20 protein-coding genes and 2 pseudogenes are annotated in these 26,728 nt (G+C 68.7%); 12 read left to right on the top strand and 10 right to left on the bottom strand.

The window, feature by feature from the left end:
* Positions 1-3: 3 nt before the first annotated feature.
* Complete coding sequence (locus tag QXH22_RS18185) at positions 4-1,308, top strand: cytochrome P450 (protein WP_306239891.1); 1,305 nt, start codon at positions 4-6, stop codon at positions 1,306-1,308.
* Here the strand turns inward: QXH22_RS18185 and QXH22_RS18180 are convergent.
* Positions 1,298-1,900: a class I SAM-dependent methyltransferase gene (locus QXH22_RS18180; RefSeq protein ID WP_306276549.1), complete on the bottom strand. Its 603-nt coding sequence runs from the start codon at positions 1,898-1,900 to the stop codon at positions 1,298-1,300. The two genes, QXH22_RS18185 and QXH22_RS18180, sit on opposite strands and share 11 nt — an antisense overlap.
* A gap of 115 nt (positions 1,901-2,015) precedes the next feature.
* On the opposite strand from QXH22_RS18180, the gene QXH22_RS18175 reads away from it, so the two are divergent.
* A complete protein-coding gene (locus tag QXH22_RS18175) occupies positions 2,016-3,305 on the top strand; it encodes an MFS transporter (protein WP_306276916.1) in 1,290 nt (429 codons plus the stop codon).
* Here the strand turns inward: QXH22_RS18175 and QXH22_RS18170 are convergent.
* Positions 3,258-4,043, bottom strand: a complete 786-nt coding sequence (locus QXH22_RS18170) for a potassium channel family protein (protein ID WP_306239889.1) — start codon at positions 4,041-4,043, stop codon at positions 3,258-3,260. The genes QXH22_RS18175 and QXH22_RS18170 overlap by 48 nt on opposite strands.
* Positions 4,044-4,048: 5 nt before the next feature.
* Positions 4,049-4,747 (bottom strand): haloacid dehalogenase type II, encoded by a 699-nt coding sequence (locus tag QXH22_RS18165; protein WP_306276548.1) that lies wholly within the window; start codon positions 4,745-4,747, stop codon positions 4,049-4,051.
* 42 nt (positions 4,748-4,789) lie between these two features.
* Here QXH22_RS18165 and QXH22_RS18160 point away from each other — a divergent pair, with 42 nt between their 5' ends.
* Entirely contained in the window at positions 4,790-5,146 is a 357-nt protein-coding gene (locus QXH22_RS18160) for a YidH family protein (protein WP_306276547.1), read from the top strand.
* Positions 5,131-5,463, top strand: a complete 333-nt coding sequence (locus QXH22_RS18155) for a DUF202 domain-containing protein (protein WP_371934279.1) — start codon at positions 5,131-5,133, stop codon at positions 5,461-5,463. Before QXH22_RS18160 ends, QXH22_RS18155 begins: the two co-directional genes overlap by 16 nt.
* A gap of 10 nt (positions 5,464-5,473) precedes the next feature.
* Here the strand turns inward: QXH22_RS18155 and QXH22_RS18150 are convergent, their stop codons facing one another.
* Genes QXH22_RS18150 through QXH22_RS18140 form a run of 3 tightly spaced genes read right to left on the bottom strand, consistent with a single transcriptional unit; the run spans position 5,474 to position 8,687 of the window.
* Positions 5,474-7,033: a serine/threonine-protein kinase gene (locus QXH22_RS18150; protein WP_306239884.1), complete on the bottom strand. Its 1,560-nt coding sequence runs from the start codon at positions 7,031-7,033 to the stop codon at positions 5,474-5,476.
* A gap of 48 nt (positions 7,034-7,081) precedes the next feature.
* A complete protein-coding gene (locus tag QXH22_RS18145; RefSeq protein WP_306276546.1) occupies positions 7,082-7,927 on the bottom strand; it encodes a hypothetical protein in 846 nt (281 codons plus the stop codon).
* A gap of 10 nt (positions 7,928-7,937) precedes the next feature.
* Positions 7,938-8,687 (bottom strand): Rv3717 family N-acetylmuramoyl-L-alanine amidase, encoded by a 750-nt coding sequence (locus QXH22_RS18140; protein WP_306276545.1) that lies wholly within the window; start codon positions 8,685-8,687, stop codon positions 7,938-7,940.
* A 175-nt stretch (positions 8,688-8,862) separates the two neighbouring features.
* On the opposite strand from QXH22_RS18140, the gene QXH22_RS18135 reads away from it, so the two are divergent.
* The gene (locus QXH22_RS18135) at positions 8,863-9,276 is read left to right on the top strand and encodes a DUF6636 domain-containing protein (RefSeq protein ID WP_306276544.1); all 414 of its coding nucleotides are present in this window, start codon (positions 8,863-8,865) and stop codon (positions 9,274-9,276) included.
* Positions 9,277-9,306: 30 nt separating this feature from the next.
* On the opposite strand, the gene QXH22_RS18130 is transcribed toward QXH22_RS18135, so the two are convergent.
* Together QXH22_RS18130 and QXH22_RS18125 are read right to left on the bottom strand one after the other, a co-directional pair.
* On the bottom strand, positions 9,307-9,651 hold the full coding sequence (locus QXH22_RS18130; protein WP_306276915.1) for a type II toxin-antitoxin system PemK/MazF family toxin: 345 nt from the start codon (positions 9,649-9,651) through the stop codon (positions 9,307-9,309).
* 28 nt (positions 9,652-9,679) lie between these two features.
* Complete coding sequence (locus tag QXH22_RS18125) at positions 9,680-10,462, bottom strand: hypothetical protein (RefSeq protein WP_306276543.1); 783 nt, start codon at positions 10,460-10,462, stop codon at positions 9,680-9,682.
* Positions 10,463-10,648: 186 nt separating this feature from the next.
* Here QXH22_RS18125 and QXH22_RS18120 point away from each other — a divergent pair, with 186 nt between their 5' ends.
* Both QXH22_RS18120 and QXH22_RS18115 read left to right on the top strand, forming a co-directional pair.
* On the top strand, positions 10,649-12,571 hold the full coding sequence (locus tag QXH22_RS18120) for a serine/threonine-protein kinase PknD (RefSeq protein ID WP_306276542.1): 1,923 nt from the start codon (positions 10,649-10,651) through the stop codon (positions 12,569-12,571).
* 175 nt (positions 12,572-12,746) lie between these two features.
* On the top strand, positions 12,747-14,297 hold the full coding sequence (locus QXH22_RS18115; protein WP_306276541.1) for a serine/threonine-protein kinase: 1,551 nt from the start codon (positions 12,747-12,749) through the stop codon (positions 14,295-14,297).
* An 18-nt stretch (positions 14,298-14,315) separates the two neighbouring features.
* On the opposite strand, the gene QXH22_RS18110 is transcribed toward QXH22_RS18115, so the two are convergent.
* Positions 14,316-14,579: a hypothetical protein gene (locus tag QXH22_RS18110; protein ID WP_306244085.1), complete on the bottom strand. Its 264-nt coding sequence runs from the start codon at positions 14,577-14,579 to the stop codon at positions 14,316-14,318.
* A gap of 220 nt (positions 14,580-14,799) precedes the next feature.
* On the opposite strand from QXH22_RS18110, the pseudogene QXH22_RS18105 reads away from it, so the two are divergent.
* The 4 genes and pseudogenes from QXH22_RS18105 to QXH22_RS30505 form a co-directional block, all read left to right on the top strand.
* A pseudogene (locus tag QXH22_RS18105) lies at positions 14,800-17,382 on the top strand (PE family protein); the annotation flags it as partial.
* 3 nt (positions 17,383-17,385) lie between these two features.
* Positions 17,386-18,945, top strand: a complete 1,560-nt coding sequence (locus QXH22_RS18100) for an alkaline phosphatase family protein (protein WP_306276914.1) — start codon at positions 17,386-17,388, stop codon at positions 18,943-18,945.
* 233 nt (positions 18,946-19,178) lie between these two features.
* Positions 19,179-21,539, top strand: a pseudogene (locus QXH22_RS30510) (PE family protein); the annotation flags it as partial.
* 234 nt (positions 21,540-21,773) lie between these two features.
* The gene (locus tag QXH22_RS30505; protein WP_371934278.1) at positions 21,774-23,372 is read left to right on the top strand and encodes an alkaline phosphatase family protein; all 1,599 of its coding nucleotides are present in this window, start codon (positions 21,774-21,776) and stop codon (positions 23,370-23,372) included.
* 393 nt (positions 23,373-23,765) lie between these two features.
* On the opposite strand, the gene QXH22_RS18090 is transcribed toward QXH22_RS30505, so the two are convergent.
* Positions 23,766-25,439, bottom strand: coding sequence for an ATP-binding domain-containing protein (locus tag QXH22_RS18090; protein WP_306276913.1), 1,674 nt, complete (start codon positions 25,437-25,439; stop codon positions 23,766-23,768).
* Between the two features lie 98 nt (positions 25,440-25,537).
* Here QXH22_RS18090 and QXH22_RS18085 point away from each other — a divergent pair, with 98 nt between their 5' ends.
* Positions 25,538-26,728, top strand: a complete 1,191-nt coding sequence (locus QXH22_RS18085; protein WP_306276912.1) for an MFS transporter — start codon at positions 25,538-25,540, stop codon at positions 26,726-26,728.

The following is a 26,728-nucleotide window of genomic DNA, read 5'->3' as shown; positions in this document are numbered from 1 at the left end:
TTAATGGACCTCAAGACTGACGCACACTCGGGCCTCAAGCCTCGGGTGAACGGGACGCCGCCGCCGGAGATTCCGCTGGCCGACATCGCGCTGGGTTCGCTGGACTTCTGGGCCCTCGACGACGACTACCGCGACGGCGCCTTCGCCACTCTGCGCCGCGAGGCGCCCATTTCGTTCTGGCCCGCGATCGAGATGGAGGGGTTCACCGGCGGCAACGGGCACTGGGCGCTGACCAGGCTGGACGACGTTTTCTTCGCCAGCCGCCATCCGGAGGTCTTCAGCTCCAGCCCGAACATCACCATCAACGACCAGACGCCGGAACTGGCCGAGTACTTCGGTTCGATGATCGTGATGGACGATCCGCGTCACCAACGGCTGCGCTCCATCGTCAGCCGGGCCTTCACCCCGAAGGTGGTGGCACGCATCGAAGCGTCGGTGCGCGACCGCGCGCACCAGTTGGTGACGTCGATGATGGCCAATCACCCCGACCGGCAGGCCGACCTGGTCAGCGAGATCGCCGGACCGCTGCCGCTGCAGATCATCTGCGACATGATGGGCATCCCCGAGGAAGACCACCAGAAGATCTTCCACTGGACCAATGTCATCCTCGGCTTCGGCGATCCCGACCTGGCCACCGATTTCGGTGAGTTTCTTCAGGTTTCGATGGACATCGGCGCGTACGCCACCGCGATGGCCGACGACCGGCGCAGCGCGCGGGTGGAGCATCACGACGACCTGACCACCGCGCTGGTGGAAGCCGAGGTCAACGGCGAGCGCCTCTCGTCGTCGGAGATCGCGATGTTCTTCATCCTGCTGGTGGTGGCCGGCAACGAGACCACCCGCAATGCAATCAGCCACGGGGTGCTCGCGCTGTCCCGCTATCCCGAGGAGCGGGACAAGTGGTGGGCCGACTACGAGGGCCTGGCCCACACCGCGACCGAAGAGATCGTGCGGTGGGCCTCACCGGTGGTGTACATGCGCCGCACGCTGACCCGCGATTTCGAGCTGTCCGGCACGAAACTGGCTGAGGGCGACAAGGTTACGCTGTGGTACTGCTCGGCCAACCGGGACGAGTCGAAGTTCGCCGACCCGTGGCGGTTCGACGTGGCACGCAACCCCAACCCGCATGTCGGGTTCGGCGGTGGCGGCGCTCACTTCTGCCTGGGCGCCAACCTGGCCCGCCGCGAGATCCGGGTGGTGTTCGACGAGTTGCGCCGCGAGATGCCGGAGATCGTGGCCACGGCCGAGCCGCGCCGACTGCTGTCGCAGTTCATCCACGGCATCAAGGTGCTGCCGGTCAGCTGGTAGCGGGTCCTGCCGCCAGGTCATAGATGTACAGCACCCGCGGATAGCAGGTCAGCCACTGCGGTGGTTGCGGAATTCGTTGCACACCAGTCGCTTTGGTGGCAAGCCAGGCCAGCGCCTGCCGGTATTCGTCGAGGCGTGCCGGACGGGACGGGTACCGGTGGTAGCGCGCGAAGGCCTGCACGTGCGCCTGCAATGCGAGCTTGCCGACCAACCCCTCAGGCATGTCTTCGAACACGATGACACGCCGGCGTGCCACGCGGTCACACTCGGCGATCAGCCGGACCGGGTCGTGGCTGTGGTGCAGCACCTCGCTGAGGATCACGTGGTCAAAGGAGTTGTCGGAGAACGGGATCGATGTTCCGTCGAACTCGGTGAAGGGGATGTCGGCCTGCCGGGCGTCCTTGACGTCGATGCCGGTTGGGACCGCCCCGTACATCTCCCGCAGGTAGGACGAGAGAAGTCCGGTCCCGCAACCGACGTCGAGGACGCTGTCGCCGCGGCCGACGTAATCGGCGAGGGATTCGGCCTGTTCGCGTAACCGCACGGCGGGCTGCATGACGTGCTGGGCTTCGGAGAGGCGGCGGCGGAACATCTCGGCTCAACCTAGCACGCGCGAAAGCGCTTCCCGGCCGGCGTTGTGCGCCTAGACTCCCGCTGCGGAGGAGGGTGCCGGGTTCGTGAACGTCAGACGTATCGCGTTCGCGTGCATGGTGGGTACCACCGTCGAGTTCTACGATTTCTACATCTACGGCACCGCCGCGGCGTTGACGTTCCCCAAGGTCTTCTTCCCGGACCTCAGCCCCGGTCTGGCCACGGTCGCCTCGATGGGCACCTTCGCCGCCGCGTTCGTGTCCCGTCCCGTGGGCGGCGCGGTGTTCGGCCACTTTGGTGACCGCATCGGACGCAAGGCGACCCTGGTCGCCACGTTGCTGATCATGGGTTTATCCACGGTGGCGGTGGGTCTTACCCCGGGTGCCGCCACGATCGGTGTGGCGGCGCCGTTGATCGTGCTGACGCTGCGCCTGTTGCAGGGCATCGCGGTCGGTGGCGAGTGGGCCGGGTCGGCGTTGCTGGCCGCCGAATTCGCGCCGACGGACCAGCGCGGCCGCTACGGCGTGTTCACGGCCGTCGGTGCCGGGATCGCGATGGTGCTGACCGGCGTGACTTTCCTGCTCGTCAACGCCACCGTCGGGGAGACGAGTCCGGCGTTCCAGAACTGGGGATGGCGAATCCCGTTCCTGCTCAGTGGGTTACTGGTGGCGTTCGCGTTGTACGTGCGGGTCAGCATCGAGGAGACCCCGGTATTCGCGAAGCAGACCGCGCCACCGCGGGTGCCGCTCGCCGACGTCCTGCGCCGGCAGTGGCGCGCGGTGTTGCTGGCGTCAGGCAGCTTCGTCGCGCTGTTCGCCTTTGTCTTCATGGCGGGCACCTATCTGACCGGTTATGCCCACAGCCAGTTAGGGCTCTCCCGCACCGCGATCCTGGTCGCCGGATTACTCGGCGGGCTGGCGTGGATGGTGGTGGTCCCAGTGTCGGCCCGGATGTCCGACCGGGTCGGGCGCCGTCCCGTCATCCTGTCCGGCTGGGCGGTCGCGTTGCCGTGGTCGTTCGCCGTGCTGCCGTTGATCGATGTCGGCACCCCGATGCTGTTCGTGGTGGCGATCGTGGGCACCTATGCGATCGCCGCGTTCGCCTACGCCCCGATGACGTCGTTTGTGCCTGAGCTGTTCACGACCTCGCACCGATACACCGGCGCCGGGCTGGCGATCAACGTCTCCGGCATCCTCGGCGGCGCCGTTCCGCCGCTGATCGCCGAACCGCTGAGAGCGCGCTACGGCAGCTGGGCCATCGGGCTCATGCTGGCGGTGCTGGTGGTCGTCAGCCTCTGGTGTACCTATCGGCTGCCGGAGACCCGGGGCACGTCGCTGACCGACGTGAACTCGGCGCCGTCACGTTCCGGCCGGGCTCACGCCGAGCTGCGCCGCGGACGCCGGTGAATGGCCGGCCAGGTGCCCGCCCGACGTCGCCCGTAGCTGCTCGGCCAGCTCCCGGATCTCACCGCGCAGCTCCTCGATCTGCGCGGCCGTCGCCGTCTGCGTCGCGGCATCGGTTTCGGAGACCCGCTGCACGATCCAGGAGGCCAGCGATCCGGTCACCACACCGATCAGCGTGATGCCGCCCATCATCAGCAGGACCGCGACGACACGGCCGGTGACGGTCAGCGGATACAGATTGCCGTAGCCCACCGTGGTCACCGTGGTAATCGCCCACCACACGGCCTTGCCGAAGCTGTTGATGGTGGTGCCGACCTGCTGGCGTTCGGCGTCGAGCACGGCCAGCGCGCCGGTATAGACCAGCAGCAGCACCCCGGACACCGTGTAGATCAGGATCTGGCCGCGCACGGCATGGCCGACGGCCTTCTGCAACACCCCCAGCAGCACGATCAGGCGCACCATCCGCAGCGGTCGCAGAAACGGCAGCACGACGATCACCAGGTCGAGGATGTGCAGCAGAAACCATTCCCGCCGGTTGTCCGCCAGCACCAGGCGGGCGAAGTAGTCCCCGACGAACAGTGCCCAGGCAATCCAGCACAGCAGCCACAGGATGCGCGCCTCCGAACCATGCGGGCGGGCCAGGATCTGCACCGAGTACATGATCAGGAAGGCGACGGCCACGATGGCCAGTGGCCACTCGGTGCGCTGCCTCCACATCTGTTCCTTGGAGAGAGAGTGCATATGCCTCACCCTACGAGCTGGTCGGCCAGGTCAACGAAATCACAAGCGTTGACGTCGAACTCGTCCTCGTAGGCGACGTCCGCCACACCGTCGGCGCCGAACTCGAGTGGCCGGGCGACAAAGGCGGTCCGAAAACCGAGCCGCGCGGCCGCGCGCAGGTCGTATTTGTGGCTGGCCACCATCATGATGTCGCCGGACGGCAAACCGAGGTAGGTGGCGGCCATCCGGTAGGCGGTCGGGTCGGGTTTGAAGGCCCCGGCCATCTCCGCGGTGAAGATCGCGTCCCAGGGCAGGCCGGCGCGCTTGGAAATGTTGATCACCGCGCTGACGTCGGCGTTCGACAGGGTCGCCAGCAGGTACGCGCGGCGCAGCCGAGTCAGCCCCGGCACGACGTCCGGCCAGGGCCGCAGACGCTGCCAGGCCAGCGCGAGGTCGTCGCGCTCGTCGGGTGTCAGGGCGGTGAAGCCGGCGTCGGCCAGGACGTTGTCGAGCACGTCCCGGTAGACGGAGTGGACCGAGAGCCAGGCCCCCTGGCGCGGCGTCTGGTTCAGCGCCGCGAAGTAGCCGGCGCGCCAACGCCGCACGACCTCCGGCCAGTCCACCCCGGCATCCCGGCCGGCGCTGATCCGGCGCGCGTCGTCGCACACCGTGGAGTGAAAGTCGGTCGCGGTTCCCTGGACATCGAATAACAGCGCCTTGAGCACCCGACCGAATCTACGATGTGCACCGTGCCCAGAGGCAAACCCGTGGAAGACAGCGTCGAAGAGACCGAGCCCGACTACCGATTCACCCTCGCCAACGAGCGAACCTTCCTGGCCTGGCAGCGCACCGCGCTGGGTTTGCTGGCGGCCGCGGTCGCGTTGGTGCAGCTGGTACCGGAGCTTGCCGTACCCGGGGCGCGACGTCTACTCGGCATCGGCCTCGCCGCGCTGGCGATCGGCACGAGCGGGATCGGCCTGCGCCGCTGGGTGCATGCGGATCGCGCCATGCGCCGCGGCGAGCCGCTACCCCGGCATCCCTCGCCAGGTTTCCTGGCGGTTGGCCTGATCGTGCTGGGGATGATCGCGCTCGGGCTGGTGATCTATAAATCGGTCAACGGGTGACCGCGCCCGAGCCGGTCGGCAGCGCCGCCGAACGAACCACCCTGGCGTGGACCAGGACATCGATCGCCTTCCTGGCCAATGGCGTGCTGTTGGCGATCAAGGACGTACACGGCGCCGGACAACGGCCCGGTGCACTGCTTCCGGCCGGGATCGCCTGCGCGGCCGCGTTGGTCACCTACTCCATCGCCTTGCGACGTCAGCGAACGCTTGCTTTGCGCCCGCTTCCGGTCAGGATCACTGCCCGCCGTCAAGTGCACATCATCGGCGTGGCGGCGTTGATCCTCATCACCACTACCGCCATCGCCCAACTGCTGTAACGGGATTGGATTACCAGAGATAGACGACGGCGTCTTTGCCGCCGGTGCACCGGATCCATGGGTTGGCTCCGTCACCGGCGCACTGCATCAGAAAGTTCGCCGGAATCTTCGGATCGCAATTCGCACCCGCGACCGTGAAGCAGTCCACGGCTCCGGGCGACGACACGGTGCGCGCGCCGTTGGTGGCGTTGTTGTAGGTATTCCAGTACGCGTGCAGGACGGCGTTGGCGAAGTAGCACGACGTCTGCGGCGAGCCGCGACCGCCGTGCGAGCCGTACCCGGTCACGTTCATCTGGAAGCCCTGGTCGCAGCTCTGGTGGTTGGCGCTCTGGTCGGGGCCGGTCACCAGCGGCGGTGCCGCGGTGGTCGGCCGCGACGGGATGGGCTCCGGGCTCACCGTGGACGTCTCGCCCGAGTACGGCGGGATGGTCGGCGGCACGGTGGCGGTCGACGCGGGCGGGGAGTCCTCCTCCTTCGCCAGCAGTCCGACGGCCACGCCGATGCCGCCGAGCACCAGCACCGCAGTGGCCACGGTGACGAGCGGAACCAGCCAGCGACGTCCCGGCTTCGCTGGAGCTTCGGAGGCGACCACCGGCTGCGGGCCGGACTGGGGGAACGATTGCGGGAACGGTTGCGGATAGACCGCCTGCATCGTCGGCGGTTGCGGTGGCGGCGGGGGCGGCCAGGATGCGGGCCGGGTCGGGGTGGGGTCGCCCGGGGTGACCGGGTCGACCGCGGTGCGTACTCCGCTGCGCAGCGCCCGTTCGGCCGCCCGCCCGAATGCCCCGGCGCTGCCGTACCGGTCGTCAGGCTCCTTGGCCATACCGCGCGCGATGACCTCATCCAGAGCAGCCGGAACCCGCGGGTTGGCCAGGCTGGGCCGCGGGGGCGGTGCTGACAGGTGCGCGGCTACCAAAGCGCCCTGGGAATCGCCCGGGAACGGAGGCTGACCGGTCAGCGCTTCATAGAGCACGCACGCCAGCGAGTAGATGTCGGCGGACGGCGTGATGTCGCTGTCGGAAAACCGTTCCGGTGCCATGTAGGCCCAAGAGCCGAGGCGCATGTTGGCCGCGGTGAGACGGGTGTGCTCCCCCATGGTTTCGGCGATGCCGAAATCGGCCAGGTAGGCGAAGTCGGCGGGGGTGACCAGGATGTTCTGCGGCTTGATGTCCCGGTGCACGAGTCCTTCGGCGTGCGCGGCATCCAGCGCGGCGGCGATCTGGGCGACGATGGCGACCGCCCGCTCCGGTTCCAGCGGCCCACTTGCCAGCAAGCCGTCCAGATCCTTGCCGCGGACCAGTCGCATGTCGATGAACAGCCTGCCGTCGATCTCCCCGAAGCCGTGAATCGGGATGACGTGTGGTTCCTGCAGGGTGGCCGCAGCGTGCGATTCACGCTCGAAACGGGTGCGGTATTGGCGGTCGTTGGCGAACTGGCTGTTCATGATCTTGAGCGCGACGGTGCGGCCGATCTGGTTGTCGTAGGCCTCGTAAACCTCGCCCATGCCGCCCTTGCCGACGACGCCGGTGATCGTGTATTTGCCGAAAGTCGAGCCGACCTGCTGATCCACCGCTGAAGCCCTCCTCCGTAGGGATTATGCGGCACGTTGCCGGGATGTCTAAGGGTTTCCCGGGCACTGGCCGGCGGGCAGCTGCGAGAGATGGACGCTGAGCCAGGCGGCGGCTTCGTCGAGGGCGCGGGTGCCGTCCTCGAACGATCCTGAGGCGGGCTCGGCCGCGATGGCGACGGCGAGTCTGCCCGAATTGAGCACACCCATCTGACGCACCAGGTATCGCCCGGCCGGGGACGGGCCCCAGCCGCCCTTGAATTGCGCGCCGGGTAGCGCGCCGATGCCCCAACTCTGTTGCTGCGCAATCTGCCCCATCAACGCGAAGATCGGTTCGTTCTGCTTGTCGCAGAACGCCTGTGCGATGAAGCGGGCCTGATCGGTGAGCGACCAGATGGTCTGGCCGAAGGCGGTGAATTCCGGTCTCAGCTTGCGCGATTCGACGGTGGTGGGGTCGCCGGTTTCCCGGAGGACGTCCTGGACTTTGCCCGCCGCGGTGACCGGGTCGCCGAGCTGCTGCCAAAGTGCTTCTGCCGCTGCGTTGTCCGATTCGGTGATGGTGATGTTGATCTTGGCGGTGACCTGATGCTGCTGGCGGTAGGCGGCGATCGCCAGTGGCACCTTGATCGTCGACCAGGCCGGGCCCTGGTGCCAGTCGCCGTACGTGGTGGCCGGCTCGGTGCTTCCGACCGCGGTGACGGCCAGTCCCATCGTGGCGTGCACGCGAGTGGCGAGTTGGGCGAATTCGCTTGCCAGATCCGGGTTCTGCGGGGGCGGGGCGCTTGCGGGGGACGTCATCGGTGGCCTTTGCGGAGCGGGGGCGTGCCGGTAGGTGTAGACGGCAGTCAATGTGACGATCGCGGCCGCCACAACCAGTGTTGCGATGACCGCGATCACGGTGCGGACGCTAGCCCGCCTTGGCTTGGAGATAAGCGACGATCCCCTGCGTTACGGCGGCGGCGTATTTCGCTCGGCCGTCGGCACTTTCGATCTGGGCGGCGTCCTCGGCGTTCTTCATGTTGCCGAGTTCGACGAGCACGGCCGGGTACTCGGCCAGGTTTAGGCCCGCGAGGTCGGCGCGACCGTACAGGCCGTCCGAGCCGATGTAGTTCGACGGCTGGAAGCCCCCGGCGATCAGCGCGGACCGCATCGCGTTGGCGAGTTGCATCGCGCCGTTGGATTGCGCGTCATTGAGTGGCGGGCTGGAGTAGTTCACGTGGAAGCCGTGCCCGGAGGTGGGCCCGCCGTCGGCGTGGATGCTGACGATCGCGTCCGGGTGCATCGCGTTGGCGCGGGCGGCGCGGGCATCGATACAGGGTCCGACGGAGCCGTCGTCCCCCCTGGAGAGCTGCGTGTTGACGCCCAGGTTCTGCAGGTTGGCCGCGACCATATTCGTGACCTCCCAGGTGAACGCGTGCTCGGGGTAGCCGTCACCGGCGGCGGTGCCCGAGGTGTTGCACGGCTTGGTGCCGCCCCGGCCGTTGGGCACCTGCTGGTTGATCGATGCGTCAGCGACCGCGTTGTGGCCGGGGTCCAGGAAGACGCTCATCCCGGCGATGCCGGCGGCTGAGGCGGGCGGGACGGTGGCCAGCGCGGCCAGGAGGACCGGTGCTGCGGCGGCGCATTTCAGCACGTCGCGCCTGGAAAATCGGCTCACCGCGCGATGGTAACAACCGGGGTCGGCGCAGCGCCCTTCACCTGCGACGGGGCCGCTCGGCTGGCCGCGAGATTGCCGCAATGGTTGCGCATGGCGGCTCATCCACGACCATGACGGCAATCCCGACGTTGCCAAAGCGCCAGCACTCGGTGGATCCGCGTGCTAAGACCGGACGATGCGAATTCTCCTGCTCGCGCCGATCGCGGCCGCGGCCGCCGTCGCGCTGCCCGCCGTCGCGCACGCCAACCCGCAGAACTTCCGGACCCCGTCGGGCAACATCGTCTGCACGCTGGACAGCTCTGGCGCGGCGTGCGACATCAACGAGTACACCTACACTCCACCTCCGCCGCCGGAATGCGCCCAGCACATCGCCTGGGGTAACCGGTTCGTTCTCGACGTCGGCAAACCGGCCGCGATCCACTGTCACGGGGACACCCTGGGCGTGCCCGGCGAACCGACCCTGAACTACGGCCAGACCGCGTCGGCCGGCACTATCAGCTGTGTCAGCCAGGAAGCCGGCGTGAAGTGCACCGACAGCAGCAGCGGCCACTACTTCCAGGTTTCCCGGGACTCGTTCAAGCTCGGATAGCCGCGCGCACCTGCATCGCCAGGGCTCACGTCACAAGTCGAGGTGCAGCCGCAGCGCATCGTCGAGTTGCGCCAGCTCGGCTCCGGACACCCGGCCGAGTCGGCGGCGGAGACGTTCGGCCGCAACGAATCTGACCTGCTCGGCCTGGGCCTTCGAATCGACAGCGAGACCCATGGCGTCGCCCGCCAGCAACACTTGGAACGGGTAAACCGCAGTCACGTTGCTCGTTACAGGCACGACGGTCACGACTCCACGGCCGAGACGGGATGCAATCGCGTTCGCCCGGTCATTGCTCACTACGACGGCCGGACCAACCTTGTTCGCCTCGCTGCCTCGAGTTGGGTTGAGGTCGACCTGCCATATCTCACCGCGCAGGCGGCGCCTCTTAGCCCGCGGCCCGGCTTCATCCAATCCGGCCAATTGCCAACTGCGCGAAGCGTTTCACGGTGTCACACGATCCGTTGCCCTGGATCACCCGCAGCAGCCGGTCGCCGTTGAGCGCGACGATCAGCGTGGTGGACGGCGGCGACGTCGTGGGGTCGTCGACACAGGCGGCCTTGACCCCGACGCCGTCCACCTTCATGGCCTGCCGCGCGTCGAGGGTGAACTGCGACGCCGCATCGACCAGAAACGCGCCGGGCAGTTGCAGGTCGACCTCGACGCCGTCGCCCATGTCACCGGGCTTGTTGTAGATGCAGGCGATGTCGACCGACCCGGCCTGGTCGCCATAGGGCTCCAGGCTGACCTGCCCACCCAGCAATCGGCGGGCTTCGGTCTCACTCACCCACTCACACGGGCGAAGCGCCGCCGGCTCCGTCGGGTCGAGTTCGGCGAGGTCGACCGTCACGCTGTCGTGGCGACCGGTCGGTGTGCCGGCAGCCGGCGACATGGCGACGATCCGATAGGTCTTCTCCGCGGGCTGCGCGGGACTGTGCAGCGGGTCGTGCCCGTCCGGCGCGACCCCCCGGACGTTGTCCCAGCACCCCAACGCTCCGTCTTTGGCCTGGAAGAGCAGTCGCCCGACGACGTTAGGGAGCGGACGCGGCCAGGTCTGCGCCTCGCACAGCTGCTGCACCGTCGTCGGACCGGGCAGGGCCGGCATCGTGTTGCGCGGGGCTGACCGGTGCGCCGAGCACCCCGCAACCAGCACCGTCGTGGTGATGACGACCGGTATCCACGGCTTCACGCCGATAAGTCAACGCGATGCAGTCGACTACCGAACCCAAAGTTCAGCCGGCGAACTGCCAATATGGTTAACGGACGGCAAACGCGCAGCTAACCTGGCGCGACGACGGGCCCGGTGAAATGCTGTGACTGGTCACAGGCGCCCGCGTTACAGTCGGGCCAGTGGTGGCGGTTGTGGGAGGCGTCGTTGCAGGAGACTTCGTTCGGCAAGTACCGGCTCATCGAGTTGATGGGCCGGGGCGGCATGGGCGAAGTATGGCGCGCCTATGACGCCGACACCGACCGCGTCGTCGCCCTGAAGATCCTGCCGTCGGCCGTCTCCAACGACGAGGTGTTCCAGCAGCGCTTCCGGCGCGAAGCCCACGCCACCGCGCGGCTGAACAGCCCGCATCTGATTCCGATCCACACCTACGGCGAGATCAACGGGCGCCTGTATGTGGACATGCGGCTGATCGAGGGGCACGACCTGCAGTGGGTGCTGAACCAGGGCCCGCTGCCGCCGGCGCGGGCGGTCGGCATCATCGACCAGGTCGCCAAAGGCCTGCACGCCGCGCACCGCGAACGGCTGCTGCACCGGGACGTCAAGCCGTCGAACGTCCTGCTCGACCATGACGACTTCGCCTACCTGATCGACTTCGGCATCGCCCGCGCCGCCGACGACCTGTCGTTGACGGCGACCGGTAACTTCATCGGCACCTACCACTACATGGCCCCGGAACGGTTTACCGCGGCAGAGGTGGACTCCCGCTCGGACATCTATTCGCTGGCCTGTGTGCTCTATGAATGCCTGACCGCGCAGTCGCCGTTTCCCGGTGACACCCTGCAGGAGCAGATCACCGGCCACCGCAGTGCGCCACCACCGCGGCCGTCGAATACCAACCCGGACATTCCGGCCAGCCTGGACATGGTCATCGCGCGGGGCATGGCGAAGAACCCGGGCGATCGGTACGACACCGCCATCGAGCTCGCCCGGGACGCGGCCAACGCGCTCACTGCCACGGCGGTGACCCCGACCATCAGGATGAATCCGGCTCCGGCCGCCTACACCAATCGGCTGCCCCGCCCCGACACCAACTGGCGCCAACCCCCCGCGCCACCCCGGCCACCGCCGCCGCCCCCGCCGCCGCCGCGGCGGCCGGCACCGCCGCCGCCCCCGCAGAACGTCAACCCGACGATGGCGCGGCCCGTCGTCGTCCCCCCGCCGGAACCGTCAGTGCCCCGTCCGGCCCCCGCGCCGCCTGCTCCCCCGGCGCGCCCGTGGTGGCGCCGCAAGGCGGTCGCCGTGGGTGCCGTCCTGGTCGCGATCGTGACCGTGGTGGCCATCGTCGTGATCGGCACGTCCGGGTCGAACAATGACTACGAACAGGTGACCTTGCCGTTCAGCGGGCTGCGCGACCCGCAGGGCTTGTCGGTGGACATCGGCGGCACGGTGTATGTCGCTGACACCGAACACAATCGGATTCTGGCGTTGTTCGCCGGCGCCACCGAACCGCACACGCTGCCGTTCGACGGCCTCAACCTGCCGACCGGTGTGACCGCCGACAACACCGGCACCGTGTACGTCAACGACGCGGGCAACAAGCGGGTGCTGGTCCTGCGTCCGGGGTCGCAAACCCAAGAGGTGCTGCCCTTTACCGACCTGGAGAACCCGACGGGCCTCACTGTCGACAGCAGCCGCACCGTCTACGTCGCGGACACGGGTAAGAACCACGTCGTGGCGCTTCCCGCCGGGTCGACCACCATCTCCGAGGTCCCGTTCACCGGGTTGAACAATCCGACGGGTCTGGTAGTCACCGGCAACGGCACCGTGTATGTGGCCGACGGCGGCAACAACCGGGTGCTGATTTTGCCGGTCGAGACCAAAAAGCAAGCGGAACTTCCGTTTTCGGGTCTCAAGCAACCGGGCGGCCTGACCCTCGATTCCAAGGGCAACGTCTACCTCAACGACACCGGCCACAATCGCACGCTGAAACTCGCGGTCGGATCCTCGACGCAGGAGGAGTTGCCGTTCACCGGCCTCGACTACCCGTGGGGCCTGTCGGTCGACAACAGCGGCACCGTCTACGTCGGCGGGCGCAACGACAAGATTGTCGCGTTGCGACACAAGTGATTTGGGGCCGAAGCCCAGCAGTGTCGGCCTGCGTCCAGCCCGTCCTGCAGGCAAGCCCATGGGCGAATCATGCGCGCCGGCGTCTTTGCGCAACGGATATCCATTCCCCGAAAACGCCCGCCGCTTGTCAGACCTCCATCGCATACTGGCGAACGGGAGGAAGGCAGGAATTGCCATGAAGTCACTCGTGGGTGAAACCTTTGGCAAATACGAAGTCAGCCGGCTGCTCGGCAAGGGTGGCATGGGCGAGGTGTACGAGGCATTCGACACCGACAAGCGGCGCGCCGTGGCGCTGAAGGTGCTGCCCGACGAGTACGCCGACGACCAGACCTTCCGGGAGCGGTTCCTGCGTGAGTCGCATGCCGCGGCGATTCTGCAAGAGCCGCATGTGATTCCGATCCACGACTGGGGCGAGATCGACCACACCCTCTACATCGACATGCGGCTGGTCCGGGGCCAGACCCTGCACGACATCCTCGCCAAGGGTGCGCTGCCGGTGGAGCGGGCCGTCGAGATCATCGGTCAGGTGGCGGCGGCGCTGGATGCCGCCCACGCCAACGGGCTGATCCACCGTGACGTCAAGCCGCAGAACATCATCGTCACCCCCGACGACTTCGCCTACCTTGTCGACTTCGGCATCGCCGAGGCGCGGGGCGAGTCGCATCTGACGATGACCGGATACCAGGTCGGTAGCTTCGCCTACATGGCGCCCGAGCGGCTCAACGGCGATGGGCCGGCGACGTCCGCGGTCGATGTGTATGCGCTGGCCTGCGTGCTGTACGAGGCACTGACCGGCCGTCGGCCGTTTGTCGGCGACACCCAGCAGATCATTGCCGGTCACTTGACGGCGCCGCCGCCGCGGCCCAGCGTCGGCCGGTCGGGCGTGCCGCTGGCGCTCGATCAGGTTGTCGCCCGGGGAATGGCCAAGCACCCGGATGACCGGTACGGCAGTGCCGGGGCGTTGGCACGTGCGGCCAAGCGCGCGTTGTCGGCTCCGGAGCCGGCTGCCGCGGACACCGTGTATGCCGCGCAGTACCAGCCGCCGCCGCAGCATTTCCCTTCTCCCCCAACGGTTCCCCCGTATCAGCCGCGGGACGACTCGCGGCGCTATCTGGTGCCGACGCTCGTCGCCGTGGCGGCCGCCCTGGTCGTTGTGGCGGTGGTCTTGGTGGTGGTTGTCGCCGGGAAACAGAACCCGGATCCGGACCGGCCGGCAGTGGCCTATCCGACGTCGGGGCGACCGACGTATGAGCCGTCGCCCGAGACGAGCGCCGCGCCGACCTATCAGACGACGACGCCCTCGACCACGCGGCCCGCGGCGATTCCCACGACTTCGGCCGCCGCGGTGCGCGATGCCGAGCAGCAGTTGCGCCAGTACGTGAACCTCGACCGCTCGATCGTCGCCACCGAGGCCGCCGACAAGTGGGTGCCGCAGCTCAGTTCCAAGCGTCCCGGTATTCGCGACAACGGGGTGGTGTGGGACAACGAAATGGCGCTGCAGGAACACCTGCAATTTCGCAAGCTGTACAACGCCAAGTTGCTGTGGTCGGGTGACTGGTCGACATTCTCCGAGCCGAATTTCTGGGTGACGATCGCTGGGATCACCTTCGCCGACGCCCGGGGTGCGCTGATGTGGTGCAGCAGCAAGGGCTTCGACCGGGATCACTGCATCGCGAAGATCGTGAGCACGACGCATCTGGTGGCGGGGAGCACGGCGTACAACTGAGGGGGCTCCCCGGGGCAGCTATGTGCGCTTCACCTTGCTGATCACGATGTCGTGCGACGAGCACAGCCGGCACGTCAGCGGCCGGATCTTCAACCGAAGCCTCGACATCCGTAACGCCTTGCTGCAGAACGGGTATCGGCATCCGCACGACAGGGTGATCCACCAGTCGGCGGCGTGGTCCGCCTCGCTGCAGAACTTCCGGCAGATGCATGGAATCTCGGTTTCGAAATCCAGCGCCGACAGGACCTCGAACTCCGGCAGCAGTACGCACTCCCCGACCATCACGGAGTGAAGGGTAAACCTCTAGTTGAGACTTTTGGGTTAGGCGCGCGCGGCCGTGGCGCGAACCCCTCTCGGAGGAGAGCGACGAAGGATCAGGGACTCCACGGCGCCCGCATTCCCCACCCCGATCGCGGTCGAATACCCGGCAAGAAGGTGGTTCACATTCCCGCATTTCTGCAATACATTACCGATCGATTCGCCCCAATGATGGGAGCCGCAGATGTCGACTTTTCTGATCGCAGCACCTGAGGCTCTGGCCGCGGCGGCGGCGGATTTGAGTGGGATCGGGGAGGCGGTCAGGAAGGCGACGGCGTCGTGGGCGCCGTCGACCACGTCGGTGGCGGCGGCCGCCGCTGATGAGGTGTCGGCGGCGATTGCGGGGTTGTTCGGTAATTACGCGCAGACGTTTGTGGCGCTGGATGCGCAGGCGTCGGTCTTCGGGGCGCAGTTTGCCCAGGCGTTGAGTGCGGGGGCGGGGGCGTATGCCAGCGCGGAGGCGGTGAATCTGTCGGCGCTGCAGAATGTGGATCTGCATGCGCTGGGCGAGCAGCTTTTGGCTCCGATCAACGGTCCGGTGGTCGCGTTGACCGGGCGTCCGCTGATCGGCAACGGCGCCAACGGCGCTCCCGGCACGGGTGCGGCCGGTGGGGCCGGGGGCTGGTTGCTCGGTGATGGCGGGGCCGGCGGGACGGGGGCGGCGGGCTTGGCGGGCGGCGCGGGCGGGGCGGCGGGGCTGATCGGCACCGGCGGGGCCGGTGGGGCCGGCGGTGCGGGGGGCGGCCACGGCGGGGCCGGCGGACAAGGCGGATGGCTGCTGGGCACCGGCGGAGCCGGGGGCACCGGCGGATTGGTGACCAACGGGACCGGCGGCGCCGGCGGCGCCGGGGGGGCCGGTGGATTGTTCGGCGCCGGCGGGGCCGGCGGGACCGGTGGGTTGAGCCAGGCCGGGGCGGGCGGGGCCGGTGGGACCGGCGGCGCGGGCGGGTTGCTCGGTGGGCTGGTCGGGGCGGGTGGCGGAGTCGGCGGGGTGGGCGGTACCGGGCAGGTCGGCGGCGCGGGCGGTGCCGGCGGGGCCGGCGGTCCCTTGTTCGGTGCCGGCGGCGCCGGGGGCACCGGCGGGTTGGGCCTGACCGGAGCAGGCGGGATCGGCGGGACAGGCGGCGCGGCGGGCCCGCTATGGGGCGACGGCGGCGCGGGTGGGACCGGCGGGACCAGCGTGCTCGGAAACGCCGGCGCCGGTGGAGCCGGCGGGCACGCCGGGGTGGTGGGCTCGGGGGGCATCGGTGGGGCCGGCGGGGCCACGTTCGGTAGTAGTACCGGCGGCCACGGTGGGGCCGGCGGGGATGCGGGCTGGTTCGGGTTCGGCGGGGTCGGCGGTGTCGGCGGGTTCGCCGCGGCCGGGGCCGGCGGCGCCGGTGGGGCCGGTGGGGCCGGGGCGCTGCTGATCGGCAGTGGCGGGGCCGGCGGCGCCGGCGCCCAAGGCGCCCCGCTGTTGGCCGGCGGGGCCGGCGGGGCCGGGGGCAAGGCCGTATTGCTGGGGCTGGGCGGAGCCGGCGGAGTCGGCGGACTCGGCGCCCCCGCGGGCGCCACCGGCGCCACCGGCGCCAACGGGCTGCTGCTGCCCGCCGCGGCACTGAACGTGATCAATGCCCCGAGCGTGGCGCTGACCGGGCGCCCGCTGATCGGCAACGGCGCAGCCGGGGCCGCAGGCAGCGGGGCCGCCGGCGGGCCGGGCGGCTGGCTGCTCGGGGATGGCGGAGCCGGCGGCTCGGGCGCCAACGGCATCCCCGGTGGCCCCGGTGGGGCCGCCGGTCTGCTGGGCAGCGGCGGGACCGGCGGGGCCGGCGGACTGGGCGCCACCGGGGTCGGGCGCGCCGGCGGCCAGGGCGGCAACGGCGGGCTGTTCTTCGGCACCGGCGGCGCCGGCGGGGCCGGCGGCGCCGGTGTCGGTCTCGGTGTCGATGGCAACGGCGGCGGCGGTGGCGCCGGCGGCACCGGCGGGCTGTTCGGCGGCGGCGGCGCCGGCGGCACCGGCGGCATGGCCGATCCAGCTGGCGTTGGTTTGCGCGGCGGCGGCGGCGGGGTCGGCGGGGCCAGCGGCGCCTTCAGCGGGCTGCTCGGCGCCACCGGCGGAGGCGGCGGGGTCGGCGGTGCCGGCGACATCGGCGGTCCCGGCGGGGCCGGCGGCCCGTCCGGCATCAGCGGCTCGATCTTCGGCGGCGGCGCCGGCACCATCGGCGGCTCACTGATCGGCGGCGGTGGGCACGGCGGCGATGGCGGTGTCGGCCTGACCACCGCCGGTCCCGGCGCGGCCGGGGGCACCGGCGGACAGTTCATCGGCAGCGGCGGCGCGGGCGGGGCCGGCGGTACCAGCCAAGCCGGCGCCGGGGGTCTCGGCGGACCCGGCGGCACCGCCGGCCTGCTGGGCTCCGGCGGTGGCGGCGGCGTCGGCGGCGCCGCGGGAATCCAGGGCGGCCAGGGCGGCATCGGCGGCGCCGCGGGACTGCTCGGTGGCGGCGGGGCCGGGGGAACCGGCGGACACGCCGCCGCCGGCCCCGGTGGCGCCGGCGGCCACGGCGGAATCGGTGGGTCCCTGCTAGGCAACGGCGGTCCCGGTGGCGCCGGCGCAGAAGCCTCCACCGCAGCCGGCGGCCGCGGCGGCATCGGCGGCAACTCGGTGCTCATCGGCAACGGCGGCAACGGCGGCAACGGCGGCTACTCCCCCACCCTCAACCTGCTCGGCCGCCCCGGCACCATCGGCACCGGCGGCTGGCTCGCCGGCCACAACGGCATCCCCGGCCTGCCCATGAGCCCCAACCTGCTCGTCAACGGCAGCTTCGAGATCGCCACACCGTCGCCGTCGGGCTTCAGCTCGGTGACCATCCCCGGCTGGTCCGTCACCGGCACCCCCACGATCATTTCCTACGGAACGCCACGCGGTTACCCCTCGCCCTTCTCCTTCCCGTTGCCGGATACGCCACCGGTGCTGGGCTTCCCGGGCACCGCTCCCTCGGGCGCGGGCACCAACTTCGCCGGCGGTGGACCGGTGAGCTCAGGCTCGATCAGCCAGACCGTCGACTTGACCGCCGCAACCGCCAACATCAACACCGGCACCGTCCCGTACACGCTCAGCGGACTCCTCGGCGGCTACCTCCTGGACCCCTCTGCGGCATCACTGAAAGTCACATTCCTCAACGCCAACGGGGCAGTTCTGGGCACCGGTATGACCTCAGAGGTCAACCTGCTGGATCGCTTGGGAGCCACTGGTTTCCAGGCCCGCGACATCTCCGGGACCATTCCCGTCGGCACCACGTCGGCGGTAGTGACCGCCACCCTCACCGACCGCAACCCGATCCTGAGCAACTACAACAACGCCTACGTCGACAACCTGTCGTTCACCGTCGGCGACCCCACCCTGACCGCGCCGGTTCTGACCGTCCCCACGTCGAATGTCGGCCAACTCGACCACGTGTTCCTGTTCTACATGGAGAACAAGGGCGCCGCCGACATCCTCGGCAGCGTCAACGCTCCCTACCTCAACAGCCTGATCAATACCTACGGCTACGCCAACAACTACTACGCACTGGGCCACCCCAGCGAGCCCAACTATCTCCGGATCCTGCTCGGCACCGACCTGGGGATCGACTACAACCCGACAGCGAACACCGTCACCGCGCCCAACCTCGTGGAGAAGATGGACACCGCGGGCATCTCGTGGGCCGGCTACACACCGAACATGCCCTACCCGGGCGCGATCGTGTCGTCCGGCGATTACAGCGTCGACCAATTGCCTTTCCCCCGTTTGACTTACGTCTACAACAGCTCTCCGACCTACCTGGCCGACCACCTGTTGCCATTGACACAACTGGGAGCCGATCTGCAGAACCCGCTCACCGCTCCGAGATTCGCCTGGATTTGCGGCTCGGAGGAAACCAACATGGAAGGCCCGGTGAGCTCGCCTCTCGACATCGCCAACTGGCTTGGCAGCCAGCTCACCAACCACCAGTACAACATCGCTGCCGGCGACCAGTATCTACAACAGAACGTGTCCACCATCATGAACTCGCCGACATGGAACAGTGGCTCCAAAGACGTCATCATCATCACCTTCGACGAGGACTACAACAACCTGTCGACCGGAAATGGCAACCAGGGCAACCACATTCCGATGGTCGTCATCCCGAATCAAGCCGCCGTGACCTCCGGCGGGATGTTGTCCGGACACTTCGTCACCAACAGCTACTACAACCACTACAGCCTGATGTCGACGATCGAGTACGCGTTGAGCCCGACCGCGGGAACCCCGCTGGTGACGCTGACGAACAACGACCTGTATGCGACGCCGATGAACGACTTCTGGTCGTAGAGGTTCTGCGGTCGCAGTACCGTTCTCTGACAACGTGATTGGCAGAATGCCAACGTCCAGCGGCATCCTTGGCCAGGTTTCGATGCGCGATCTCGAACCTCGGGCTGGGTCGAGCCCCCAGTTTTTGGTGCCGGCGCACAAACATGTCCGGCGGCACCTCAAGGTGTGTTCACATTTGAAGTCGCTGTGAATAGAGTGAGCCGATCACCTCGCCCCGTCGATGGGAGCCGCAGATGTCGACTTTTCTCGTTGCAGCACCTGAAGCCTTCGCTTCGGCGTCAGCGGATCTGAACGGGATCGCGGAGGCGATCAGGCAAGCCACCGCGTCTGCGGCCCCGTCGACCACTCAGATCGCGGCCGCCGCCGCTGATGAGGTGTCCGCGGCGATCGCCCGGATGTTCGGCGGCTACGCCGAGTCATACCAGTCAGTGGGCGCTCAGCTTGCGCTGTACGAGAAGCAGTTTCAGCAGGCGTTGACTGCCAGCGCCGGTGCCTACGCGGCCGCCGAGACCGTCAACGGATTGTCGCTGCAGGCATTCGAGCAGACCATCGGGCAGACCCTGCTCGAGGTGGTGGACACGGTGAACGAACCCGTCCTCGCCTTGACCGGACGTCCGCTGATCGGCAACGGCGCCAACGGCGCACCCGGCACGGGAGCCAAAGGGGGGCCCGGCGGCTGGCTGATCGGGGACGGCGGGGCCGGTGGGTCAGGTGCGGCCGGTCCCCCGTTCGGTTACGGCGGCGGCGCGGGCGGGGATGCGGGGTTGATCGGCACCGGCGGGGCCGGCGGGGCGGGAGGCACTGGCGGTGCCGGTGGGCCGGGCGGGCACGGCGGATGGTTGATCGGCACCGGCGGGGCCGGCGGGGTCGGTGGGTTCGCGGCGGCCGGGACGGCCGGGGCCGGCGGCGCGGGCGGTGCGGGCGGTCTGTTCGGCGCCGGCGGCGCCGGCGGGACCGGCGGCTTCGCGGCGGCCGGAGCGGGCGGTGTCGGCGGAGCCGGAGGGTCCGGTGGGCTACTCGCCGGGCTGGTCGGCGCCGGAGGCGGGCCCGGCGGGGCGGGCGGAGTCGGCATCGCCGGCGGTACCGGTGGGGCCGGCGGCGCCGGTGGCCTGCTGTTCGGCGCCGGCGGCGGCGGGGGCACTGGCGGATTGGGCGGCACCGGAGGTGGCGGAACCGGAGGCGCCGGTGGTGCGGCCGGTCCCCTGTTCGGCAACGGTGGCGTCGGCGGCACCGGTGGCACCGGCTTGCACGGCAGCGCCGGGTCGGGCGGCAGCGGCGGGCACGCCGGCTGGCTATTGGGCTCGGGCGGCGCGGGCGGGGCCGGCGGCGGCAACTGGGCCGGGGGCACTAGCGGCCACGGCGGGGCCGGCGGTGACGCGGGGCTGTTCGGTTTCGGCGGCGCCGGCGGGTTCGGCGGGTTCGCGACCGGTGCCGGCGGGGCCGGCGGCAACGGCGGCGCGGGCGGCCTGATATTCGGCAGCGGCGGGGCCGGCGGGGCCGGCGCCCAGGCCGCGCCGGCGCTCTTCGCCGGCGGGGCCGGTGGCGCCGGCGGAAAGGCCACGCTGTTCGGACTCGGCGGAACGGGTGGGATCGGCGGACTCGGGGCCCCGGCGGGCAGCAACGGCGCCGCCGGCGCGAACGGGTTGTTGCTGCCGGCGGCAGTGCTCGACGCCATCAACGCGCCCAGTGTGGCGCTGACCGGGCGCCCGTTGATCGGCAACGGCGCCCCAGGCGCGGCCGGCAGTGGGGCCGCCGGGAGTCCGGGTGGGTGGTTGCTCGGTGACGGCGGAGCCGGCGGGTCCGGCGCCAACGGCATACCCGGCGGGCCCGGTGGGTCCGCGGGACTGTTGGGCGGCGGCGGCACAGGTGGGGCCGGCGGGTACGGCGCGACCGGGGTCGGCAGCGCCGGCGGTCAGGGCGGCAATGGCGGCTTGTTGTTCGGTAACGGCGGAGCCGGCGGAGCCGGCGCGGTCGGGGCCGACGGCAACGGTGGCGGTGGCGGGGACGGCGGTACTGGCGGGATCTTCGGCTCCGGTGGGGTCGGTGGGACGGGCGGGATGGCGAGAATCTCGGTCCCCATTCTCCTGGGCGGTGCAGGCGGGGCCGGCGGGGCCGGTGGCGCCCTCAGCGGGCTGGTCGGTGCCGGCGGCGGCTACGGCGGGGTCGGCGGGGCCGGCGACATCGGGGGTGCCGGCGGAAACGGTGGGCCCGCCGGCCTCGCCGGTTCGCTGTTCGGGGGCGGAGCGGGCACCATCGGGGGCTCCGTGGTCGGTACCGGCGGGGCCGGCGGCGACGGCGGGGCCAGCCTGACCGGAACCGGAGGGCCGGGTGGAAGCGGTGGGGCGGGTGGACAATTCGCCGGCACCGGAGGCTCCGGCGGAGCCGGTGGATCGGTGCTGTCACCCGCACAATTTGGCGCAGGAGGAGGCAACGGCGGCGGCGGAGGCAACGCAGGATGGCTGGGCTCCGGCGGTTCCGGCGGTGCGGGAGGCGCGGCAGGAGTGCCCCTTGCCGGGCATTTCTCCGGCGGTCGAGGTGGCATCGGCGGTGATGCCACCCTGCTGGGTTCCGGCGGGGCCGGTGGAACCGGTGGTTTCTCCGACGCGGGCATCGGCGGGACCGGCGGCCGTGGCGGAGTCGGCGGGGCGCTGCTGGGCAACGGCGGGCCCGGCGGGACCGGCGCTGAAGGTGCCCCCGGGTTCGGTAGCGGAAACGGTGGGGCCGGCGGCGACGCCCCGCTGATCGGCACCGGCGGCAATGGCGGCAACGCCGGCAACGCGGCGACGCTCGCGTTGCTGGGCGGCCCCGGTACCGTCGGCAGCGGCGGAATGCTGTTGGGCCTCAACGGAATCCCCGGGTTGCCGATGAGCCCGAACTTGTTGGTCAACGGGAACTTTGAAATCGCGACCCCGTCACCGTCGGGCACCAGCTCGGTGACCTTCCCAGGCTGGTCCGTGAGCGGCACCCCGACGATCATCGCGTATGGAACCGACAAGGTCAGCTACGTGTTGGGAGTCTCGTTCCCGTTCCCGGACCTACCGGGCTTCCTGGGCTTCCCGGGCACCGCTCCCCCGGGCGCCGGTGCCAATTTCGCCGGTGGCGGGCCGGTGGCGACGTCCAGCATCAGTCAAACGGTCGATCTGAGCGCCGCAGCCACCAAGATCAACACCGGCACAACGCCTTACACGCTCAGCGGGCTGCTCGGCGGATACCTGGTAGACCCGTCGTCGACCGCGCTGCAGGTCAGCTTCCTCAACTCCAACGGCGCGGTGCTGGGCACCGGATCGACGACAACGGTCAGCGCCATCGATCGGTTGGGAACCATTGGGCTGCAGCCGCGTTCGGTCTCCGGGACGATCCCGGTAGGCACCACCTCCGCGGTGGTCACCGCCACCTTCAACGACTCCAACCCCATCACCAACCACTACAACAACGCCTACGCCGACAACCTGTCGTTCACTGTCGGTGCGCCCGGCCTGACCCCCGCGGCGCTGACCGTGCCAACCTCCAACGTCGGCCAACTTGATCATGTGTTCCTGATCTACATGGAAAACCACGGCTTCACCGACATCGTCGGGAGTGTGAACGCGCCGTACATCAACAGCCTGCTCGGCACCTACGGGTCGGCGGACAACTACTTCGCCAACAGCCACCCCAGCGCGCCGAACTACTTCCGGATTCTCGGCGGCTCGGACTTCGGCCTCACCTACAACCCGAACCCCCCGTCCATCAACGCACCCAGCCTGATGCAAGAAATGGACGGCGCCGGGGTTTCGTGGGCCAACTACGCGCAAGGCATGCCCTACCCCGGCGCGCTGGTCTCCTCCGGTGACTACAGCACGTTCCAGATACCAGCCGCTCAGTACAGCTATGTCTTCAACAACACCGTGGCATATCAGCAGGAGCATCTGCTGCCGCTGACACAGTTGAGCATCGATCTGCAGAACCCGAGCACCACGCCGCGGTTCAGCTGGATCGTCGCCAACAACGCCAATGACATGGAAGGGCCGGTGGATTCGCCTCTCAGCATCCTCAACTTCGTGGGCAGCCAGCTCACCAATCACCAGTACAACGTGGCCGCCGGCGACCAGTTCCTGCAACAGCAGGTTTCGCAGATTCAGAACTCCACCGCGTGGAACACGGCCGGCCAGCGCGACGCCATCATCATCACCTGGGACGAGGACTTCAACAATCTGGGATTGGGAATCGGCAACCAGGGCAACCACGTTCCGATGATCGTCATCCCCAACCAGGGCGCCATCACATCGGGGATGCTGTCCGGACAGTTCGTGACTCACAGCTACTACGACCAGTACAGCCTGATGTCGACGATCGAGTACGCGCTGGGTCCGATGCCGGGAGTTCCGTTGGCGCCGTTGACGTTTAATGACATGTATGCGACGCCGATGAATGGGTTCTGGTCGTAGGGCGGGTAGGCGCGGGAGTTGTTGACGAAATTCGTCTATTCGGCAATCCAGGGCAGCAGAAGCGCTTGTCCCCTGGCACGGAAACGACTTCCGCCTCTTCACCGCGCGACTTCAAGTAGGGCGTGAGTCGCCGCCAGCGGGATTTGACCGCCGACTGCTCCCAGGAAACAACGGATCAGCCGAGGTGATGCGGCTGACTTTGCGCTGCAGGCCGCGTAGCAAGCCCAGCGCTTGCATTTCACCTAACTCTTCAGGACCTGCAGGGCGAATGCGCCGACAGACCCGGTCCCGATGGAACTGCTCGGTGATGAGTTCAGACTCTTTCCACCATGCGCCATTCAATCCTCCGCATGGCGGAGCCATGCGCAACACTCATATCGATGCCGGTGCGCACTATCCAGCAGGAAGATTCAGTCTGGCAGCAGGGTCCGGGCCACCCACTTCCCGGATGAATTCCGGGTCTCCGCACACCACGAGCTGATCCCGCGCCCGGGAAAGCCCGACGTAGAGCCGTTCCCGCGAGCGCTCGAATGCTGACTGTTCGTTGACGACCAGCACGATCGCCCGTCGCTCAAGTCCCTTGAAGCCCAGCACGTGTCCATAGAAGACCTGCTCTGCATCCCAGAAGCTATCCCAATAGGCGGCGTTACCCGCGGCTTGCCGCTCCTTCTGCTCCGGGTGTCGGCTGCCAGTAGTCAGCAGAGCGACGTCTTCCGGGCGCCATCCCTGTTCCAGGAGTGATTCGACCTCGTCGTCACCGACATCCATAGCGTCGTCGCGCGAGCAGGCCACGAACTTGACGGCGGGCCCGTCGCCACCCAGGAAGCGCATCGGGTGATCCACGAGCGGCTGAAAAGCGTTGGCAATCTGCTTGGTGTTGCGCACGTTGTGATCCAGGATCAGCGGGACCAAGGGAACGGGCGGCGTGCCATGCCGGCTGAACACGCGCTGGCCCTCGTCGCTGAAGACGTACAGACCGCCTGATTCCTCGTCTTTCAAGGCGGCGAGCAGTGGATCCCACCAGGCGTCGGCGAAGTCCTGTGCCTCATCGACAACGATCGAGTCATAGCGGTGTCCAGGCTCCAATTGCGCTGCGCGCTCTGCCATCTGCTGCGGGAGGTCGTGTTCCCAGAACCGGATGGTCTGCTCAGTGCGTAACGATTCGTCCGGGCCTTCGGGTGCGCCCCATAGAACTCCGAGCGCATGGAATTCCCCTACATATGCGGGCCGCTGGCGACGGGGCCAGGCGGCGCTGACACGTTCCAGGTAGGACGCCAGGCCGTGGGAGTAACACACGAGCGCCACCCGTTGGCCCTGCTGAGCGAGCCGGCGGGCTTGTTCGATGGCGAGGAAAGTCTTGCCGCTGCCTGCACCGCCGCGCACTTCAACGCGGTTGATCAGACGAATTGCGTCAAGGATGACGGACTGGTGACCGGTGAGCGTATCGGCCGCGTCCTCATTCGCCAGGGCGCGGGCGACCACGTCGCGTTGCGGTAATCCCCTACCGCTGAGCACGGTGCCGAGTTGTGTGATCCCGTCTTCGGCCAGCAGCGGCCGGTCCAACTCTTGCCGGATGATGATGCGACGCAGCTTGTGCACCAGCGTAGGAAGATCGGTGCGATCAATGATCTTCCAACGTGGGCATTCCGGCAGCGAGAAGTCCTTCGGCAGTTCGACATTGGGCAGAACCACAACGTGATCCCAGCGCAGGCGCCCCCGCTTCCAGCGCGGATCGCTCTCGACATAGCTCCGTAGCGCATAGCACGCTTCACGCGCTTGGCGGATCGGCTCGATGTTGACCTTTTTCCCACCGCGGATCTGGCACCAGCCCTCACCGTCATGCCACACCTCACCGCCCTTGACCTCCAAGCAGACGATGCCCGCACCTTCGATACCGACAACGAAGTCGACCTCGTGGTCCTTGAGATGGTCGGTGACACGCTGGCCGGGGATCACCAGATCGTTGGGCTGCAGTTGGTCGATCAGCGCGTGGTACACACAGCGCTCGGCGCCGTTCGCCAGGCGCGGGGCTGTGGCATGCAGTGCCGTCGACTTGGTTACCGCCATTTCATGATTGAACAACGTTCCGGTGACAACTGGCCACAAGTCCAATGGCGCCCACGGCAACGTCGTTGCCTACGCTGACCACCGTGGACCAGGAAGACATGGTGCGACCGAGCCGCTCGGGGCCCGGCTGGCTGACTCGTAACGTGCGGGTGCTCTCGGCGGTGTCGTTCCTGCAGGACAGCGCGAGTGAGCTGCTGTATCCGCTGCTGCCGATCTACCTCACGGCCGTGCTGGGTGCTCCGCCGTCTGTGGTGGGAGCCGTCGAGGGCGTGGCCGAAGGTGCGGCCTCCCTGACAAAACTCGCGGCCGGCCCGCTGGGCGACAGGTTTTCGCGTCGTCCCCTGATCACCACCGGGTACGGGATGGCGGCACTCGGAAAGGTGATCATCGCCGTGGCCACGGCGTGGCCGGGTGTGCTCGCGGGTCGCGTGGTCGACCGGCTCGGCAAGGGTGTCCGCGGTGCGCCGCGGGACGCCCTGCTGGTTGACCAGGTGGACGAGGCGTTGCGCGGCCGCGTGTTTGGCTTCCACCGCGCGATGGACACCTTGGGCGCTGTCGTCGGCCCGCTGCTGGGCCTGGCGTGCTACGAGTTGCTCGACCACAAGATCAAGCCGCTGCTGTACGTCGCGATCGTGCCCGCCGTCCTGAGCGTGGCGCTCATGTTCCTGGTACGGGAGCGCAGCCGTCCCGTGCCACGAGCACAACGGCCGTCCATGTGGGCCGGTGTGCGCAGCTTGCCGCGGCCGTATTGGCGGGTGACCGCGCTGCTCATCGCGTTCAGTGTGGTGAATTTCCCCGACGCCCTGTTGTTGTTGCGGCTCAACGAGATCGGCTTCTCGGTGGTCGAGGTGATTCTGGCCTACGTCGGGTACAACCTGGTGTATGCGCTGGCCAGCTACCCGGCCGGGGCACTGGCCGACCGGGTTGGCAGGCCGGCGCTGTTCGGTTTCGGGCTGACGTTCTTCGCAATCGGCTACATCGGGCTGGGACTGACCACCGACGTGGTGACGGCTTGGCTGCTCATCGGGGCGTACGGACTGTTCACCGGATGCACCGACGGGGTCGGGAAGGCCTGGATCTCCGGGCTCGTCGGGCCGGAGCATCAGGCCAGCGCGCAGGGGGTGTTCCAGGGCGGGACCGGTTTCGGAGTACTGGTAGCGGGTTTGTGGGCGGGGCTGCTGTGGGGGTCGAACGGGCAACTGCCACTGTTGGTTTCGGGGATTGTTGGCGGGGTGTTTGCGGTGGTCGTGCTTGGCGGCCAGCTGGTCCGCGGTGTCGGGCACCGCTGA

The sequence above is a fragment of the Mycobacterium sp. TY814 genome (assembly GCF_030755175.1).
Classification (GTDB): Bacteria; Actinomycetota; Actinomycetes; order Mycobacteriales; family Mycobacteriaceae; genus Mycobacterium.
The sequence above is the reverse complement of the archived record's forward strand: the minus strand, read 5'-3'. Positions and strand labels throughout refer to the sequence as shown.

Excerpts from the sequence above, each read along its gene's own strand:
- QXH22_RS18180 (WP_306276549.1), bottom strand. The coding sequence starts at position 1,900 with ATGTTCCGCCGCCGCCTCTCCGAAGCCCAGCACGTCATGCAGCCCGCC.
- QXH22_RS18185 (WP_306239891.1), top strand. The coding sequence starts at position 4 with ATGGACCTCAAGACTGACGCACACTCGGGCCTCAAGCCTCGGGTGAAC.
- QXH22_RS30505 (WP_371934278.1), top strand. The coding sequence starts at position 21,774 with ATGCTGTTGGGCCTCAACGGAATCCCCGGGTTGCCGATGAGCCCGAAC.
- QXH22_RS18170 (WP_306239889.1), bottom strand. The coding sequence starts at position 4,043 with ATGCACTCTCTCTCCAAGGAACAGATGTGGAGGCAGCGCACCGAGTGG.
- QXH22_RS18085 (WP_306276912.1), top strand. The coding sequence starts at position 25,538 with ATGGTGCGACCGAGCCGCTCGGGGCCCGGCTGGCTGACTCGTAACGTG.
- QXH22_RS18175 (WP_306276916.1), top strand. The coding sequence starts at position 2,016 with ATGGTGGGTACCACCGTCGAGTTCTACGATTTCTACATCTACGGCACC.
- QXH22_RS18100 (WP_306276914.1), top strand. The coding sequence starts at position 17,386 with ATGAGCCCCAACCTGCTCGTCAACGGCAGCTTCGAGATCGCCACACCG.
- QXH22_RS18110 (WP_306244085.1), bottom strand. The coding sequence starts at position 14,579 with ATGGTCGGGGAGTGCGTACTGCTGCCGGAGTTCGAGGTCCTGTCGGCG.
- QXH22_RS18135 (WP_306276544.1), top strand. The coding sequence starts at position 8,863 with ATGCGAATTCTCCTGCTCGCGCCGATCGCGGCCGCGGCCGCCGTCGCG.
- QXH22_RS18115 (WP_306276541.1), top strand. The coding sequence starts at position 12,747 with ATGAAGTCACTCGTGGGTGAAACCTTTGGCAAATACGAAGTCAGCCGG.
- QXH22_RS18090 (WP_306276913.1), bottom strand. The coding sequence starts at position 25,439 with ATGGCGGTAACCAAGTCGACGGCACTGCATGCCACAGCCCCGCGCCTG.